The 5,282-nt window shown below is 39.7% G+C and carries 3 protein-coding genes and 1 pseudogene; 3 read left to right on the top strand and 1 reads right to left on the bottom strand.

Features of this window, described 5'->3' with window-relative positions; genetic code table 11:
• A partial coding sequence (locus Q4557_RS19405) for a transposase (protein ID WP_303414941.1) occupies positions 1-632 on the bottom strand: 632 nt, incomplete at its 3' end.
• Positions 633-826: 194 nt separating this feature from the next.
• Between Q4557_RS19405 and Q4557_RS19400 the strand changes: the two genes are divergently transcribed.
• From Q4557_RS19400 to Q4557_RS19390, 3 genes and pseudogenes are all read left to right on the top strand, one after another.
• A complete protein-coding gene (locus Q4557_RS19400) occupies positions 827-1,057 on the top strand; it encodes a hypothetical protein (protein ID WP_303414939.1) in 231 nt (76 codons plus the stop codon).
• Positions 1,058-1,255: 198 nt separating this feature from the next.
• Positions 1,256-2,265, top strand: a pseudogene (locus tag Q4557_RS19395) (IS3 family transposase); the annotation flags it as partial.
• A 378-nt stretch (positions 2,266-2,643) separates the two neighbouring features.
• Positions 2,644-4,992 (top strand): DUF1566 domain-containing protein, encoded by a 2,349-nt coding sequence (locus Q4557_RS19390; protein ID WP_133126587.1) that lies wholly within the window; start codon positions 2,644-2,646, stop codon positions 4,990-4,992.
• Positions 4,993-5,282 lie beyond the last annotated feature (290 nt).

Genomic DNA, 5,282 nt, shown 5'->3' with positions numbered 1-5,282 from the left:
TGTTTTTCAATGAACCATTCGACCTGCGCGAGTTCCTTGGCATAGCAATCAAGGAGTGCCATGTCTAAATCGATATTTCGCTGCACGATAGGGTCTTGATATTGCTCCCGCAGTTTTTGTCTTGCTGAGATGTTTTTAAGGTTTAGGTCAGTGGCAGGCAAGTTGTATTGGCTGTTGGTGTTAACCACATGACCTTTGAGCATAGCGCCGTGACGGACAATCTTCATACGTCGACGTAACAGGTCACGTGCAGCGCGCATTTCACTTGGGTAATCGTAGGCTATTGGGAAATTGCCACCACGCAGCAGTGTGGCAATTTTAAATGAATCGACTTTATCGTTCTTAGTTTTACCGCCGTGAATCGCTTTCATATAAAGGGCATGACCTAGAATAAAGTCGATACCCAGTTCAGCGCACCAATCAGACACCCAATACCAACAATGCATGCACTCAACCCCGACAATGACATTGCCGATATAGGGTTCGAGCATGAGTAGTAAGTCATCTTTGTCAGCACCAATCTTTTTATGGACGACAACTTCCCCTTTAGAATCAATGATGCAGACATAAAGTAAGCGTGCATGTAAATCGATACCACAGTAGTATGGATGTGAGTTATTATAAAATCTCATTGAGCTTTCTCCTGTTGGTTTGGTCACCTTAAGCATACCGCTGATGCGGCTTGCTAGGGAGGGGGCTCAATGAGTATCAAGTCGTTAAAGCAGGACAAATAACAGTTGGCTTTTGCTCCTGCGTCGCTTATTTTAGCCAACTTATTATTTGCCTCTTAACGAGGCGTTAGTTGTACACGCATTAAGGAGTTTTTGTGCACCAATCAAATTTTTCAACGTGGGTTTTGTTAGCGATCTGTTTAATCGCAACTCTAGCTGGTATTTTTCAAATAGGTAAGTTAATTGGTCTTGCTATTTACTCAAATAGTTTTAGTGTTAATTCAATCGAAATTTGGCAAGTAGGCTTAATTAGTTCTGGTATTTGGGGCGTATTTGAGTTTGTAAGAACTATGAAAAAGTTGAAAACTTCACCTAAGTACAACTAACAAGAAAATCAACAAGGTCACGTAACAGTTGGCTACGTTTCGCTTCGCTACACAATTTTAGCCAACCATTACTTAGCCTGTTATTTGGGCGTTACCACATATCAGGACGCTATACTTTACCTAATGGAAGACGTTGCTTTCAGAGTTTTAGCTCTAAATGATTTCTGTCCAAAAACGGGTTAGGGGTAGCACGTTTATACAAGTAAAGCAACGCCATTAACACCTGACCAACTTGAAATTCGTCAATTAAAAAAGCGTATTGCACGTATTGAGGAAGAAAAGGAAATTCTAAAAAAGGCTACGGCTCTCTTGATGTCGGACTCGCTGAACAGTTCACGATAATCAAAGCCCTTAAAGGGAGTCATGCAGTAAAACGTTGTTGTGAAGTATTCGAAATACACCGTAGCAGCTATAAGTATTGGGCTAAACAAGCCAGAGGTATTAAGCCTGCAGAGGTTGAAGTATTGGCTATAGTGAAAAGAATTTACGCTAAAAGTTATAGCTCCGCTGGTGCTAGAACTATCGCAGGCATTGTTACTCGTAGAGGTCTACCCTTGAGTCGCTACGTAGCGACTCGGTTAATGAAAGAACAGAACCTAGTGAGTTGTCAGCGTCCTAGTCATAAATATAAGAAAGCGAAACAAGAGCACATAGCCATACCAAACACGCTCGAACGTCAATTTGCAGTAATAAAGCCCAATCAAGTTTGGTGTGGTGATATCACCTTTATTTGGACAGGAAACCGCTGGTGTTATCTTGCTGTTGTTATGGATTTATTTGCACGTAAACCTGTTGGTTGGGCAATGTCTCGCTCACCAGATACGAAGTTAGCAGCGAAAGCGTTAACCATGGCATTTGAATCCAGAGGCCGACCAAAAGGTGTCATGTTTCACTCTGATCAAGGTAGTACTTATACGAGTCGACATTATCGTCAATTATTGTGGCGTTATCAGATAGAACAAAGCATGAGTCGTCGCGGTAATTGTTGGGATAACAGTCCGATGGAGAGATTCTTCAGGAGTTTAAAAACAGAATGGATGCCGACAATAGGCTATCGTTCATTTACTGAAGCAGAAGCTTCGGTTGTTAAATACATTATTGGATATTACAGCCAGGTTAGGCCTCACAGCTATAATGGTGGACTAACACCCAATGAGTCAGAGAAAATATACTGGTTAGAATACAAATCCGTGGCCAAAATTAGTTGACCACTACAATAATGGGTGGCTATGTATTAGTGGCCACGACTTCAAACTATTTAGCTTATTTCTCCACATAAAACGAAGCAATACATTTTTACATTTCTGAGTTAAACCCCTGCCCCAGCTTTACCTTTAATATGTCTGTATTAACATCAATTCACCCTAATCACAGCGCTACATTCCTTAGCGTTTAACAGCATCGAGATACCTTTATGTGGATAAAACTATAAACTAAAGCCCGTTATGTAAAGTTGTTAAAGTTAAGTAAATTTTATTTTTGTTGGTTTTTTTATTGGTATTTTAAATATCCAAGCAACAATAATGACGACTTGATTTACCCTATTTTCGTTGTTGATAGCATCCAATAGACATAAAAAGGTTTCTATGAAAAAGATAATATTTGGTTTTTTTATGTTCAGTTCATTGCTAGCTGCTACTGCTCATGCAGCAGATCAATTAACGGCCACTATTATTGGTTCTGGTTCGCCTATCTATAATGAAAACCGTGCGAGCGCGAGTACGTTAATCTCTGCCGGAAACACTCATATATTGGTTGATATGGGTAATGGCACTCAAGCTAATTTGTCTAAACTCGGCGTTGATATTCGTCATTTATCTAGCCTACTTATTACCCATCATCATCTTGATCATAATGAAGAATTTGTACCCATGTTAATTCGTCTGTTACTAGGGCGAAATAACTTCACCATTGTTGGTCCACCCAATACGAAGAAACTCACGGAAACAAATTTGGATTTGTATGAAGCTGATATTACATATCGACTAGGCAAAACTAAGAGAAACCTTGCCGATCGTATCAAGGCTTTTGATGTTACAGATATACAAGGCGGAGAATCCTTTAAGGTCGGTGATATACAGGTCACCACGCTTCAAGTTCCACACACCATTCATACTGTTGCTTACCGCTTCGATTACAATGGCCAATCGATTGTCATTACTGGAGATCTGACTTATTCAGAAGCACTGCCCACCTTCGCGAGCAATGCAGATTATATGATTATCGATTCTGGCGGAATGGTAATGATAGGTGGACGGAATAAAAACAAAAAATCTAATGATCAAAGCATAAATAAAGGTTCGAACAACAAAAATAAAAAGAGCGGTAATAAAAAAAATCGTGCTCACCTTAATTTAAACGACTCCAGTACACTTGCCCAAAAAGCTAATGTCAAAAATCTGGTCTACACCCATTTTACTGCGGGGGAAGTTGATGCTGAAGCGAGCTTAAAAGAAATTCATAAAAATTATAGTGGTAATGTCATTTTCAGTGAAGATCTTATGGCCGTTAATACTGCAGTGAAGGAAAGCATAGTCAAAACATCACAAAAGATAGCAAGTTACCCAATCGTCGATACCGGACAAAGAAAATCCTACAGCAACAATGCAGTAATACCATTACCAGACAATGCCAATGATTTTTATGGTCAAGATGCCAGTTATAGCACTAACCCTCCTTCTTACACCGACAATAACAATGGCACTATCACCGATAATGTCACTGGTTTAATCTGGCAAAAACAGATGGGGGATAAACTGAGTTATGATGAAGCACTTTTAAAAATAAACACTCTAAAATTAGCAGGTTATGGTGACTGGCGAATTCCCACCATTAAAGAGCTCTATTCTCTCATTCAATTTACAGGCAGCGTTAAAGGAGAAAAAGCGCTCACCCCTTTCATCGACACCAGTTTCTTCAATCAACCTCTTGGTAATACTAAAGCTGGAGAACGAGAGATTGATGCCCAAACATGGTCGAGTACCGAGTATGTCGGCAAAACAATGAAAAGTGATGATACGGTTTTTGGGGTGAACTTTGTTGATGGCCGTATTAAAGGTTACCCAAAGTTTAATCCACGCACTAAAACGCCGAATAAAATGTACTTTAGGTTTGTGAGGGGAAATAAAGCCTATGGTAAAAACAACTTCATTGACAATAAGGATGGTACCACCACTGATTTGGCGACTGGTTTAACTTGGCAACAGACAGACAGTAACAAAGGTTTGAATTGGCAACAAGCACTGCAATATTCTGAGGATCTAACTTTAGCTGGCCATAGCGATTGGCGTTTACCAGATGCAAAAGAGTTACAAAGCATCGTGGATTATACCCGCTCACCTGAAACCTCTAATTCAGCGGCAATCGACCCGATTTTTTACACATCTTCGATAAAGAATGAATCTGGCGAAAAAGATTATCCTTATTACTGGAGTTCAACAACTCATCTTGATGGGCCAGTGCCAGAATCTGCAGCGGTTTATGTGGCCTTTGGTAAAGCCTTAGGTGAAATGCGTGGCATAACAATGGATGTTCATGGCGCGGGTTCTCAGCGCAGCGACCCTAAAACAGGTGCACCGATGTCTCGTGGGCCACAAGGCGATTTTATTCGAGTTGAGAATTATGTACGCAGTGTACGAGATGGCAATGTCGTTTTAGCGGCCCAAACATATGAGCAGCCTCTGACTGAATATATTAACGAATATGCAAGGGCAAGTAACCTGACGGGTTCAACGACTCAAAAACAAAACAACAAAATCAAAAGCAGTACTCAAAGTAATAAATTTATTAATCGATTTGATAAAGATGGCGATGCAAAAGTATCGGCTTCAGAGTTTAAAGCTGGCACAAAGCGCTTTAATCATTTTGATAAAAATAAAGATGGTTACATCACGGCAGATGAGGCACCTACTGGACCGCCTAAAAACACCAAGTAAAAGCATTACTGAATCGACTTATTATTGTGTTTTACAGAAAGGCTGTTGTTATCGACTTAACATAATATAGAGAAGTGATTAACCCGACAGGTTGTTTGAATTTGACCAGTACAGTTGATGATGATTTAGAATATTTAGACAAGCTATTCAAATTTAAAGGGAAGATAAAAAAGCCAGTAATACAAAGTAAACTTCGTATTACTGGCTTTTAAGGAGGGTGTAACAGATTCTGTGTAACTGCAATTTAGTTAATATGCTTCACAATTCTGTCTTCGAACTCAATAATAAAT

It is taken from the genome of Shewanella sp. 5_MG-2023, assembly GCF_030547465.1.
GTDB lineage: Bacteria > Pseudomonadota > Gammaproteobacteria > Enterobacterales > Shewanellaceae > Shewanella.
Note: the sequence above shows the minus strand (reverse complement) of the source record. Positions and strands in the feature narration are given on the sequence as shown.

Coding starts and splice junctions, on each gene's coding strand:
- Q4557_RS19390 (WP_133126587.1), top strand. CDS start 2,644: ATGAAAAAGATAATATTTGGTTTTTTTATGTTCAGTTCATTGCTAGCT.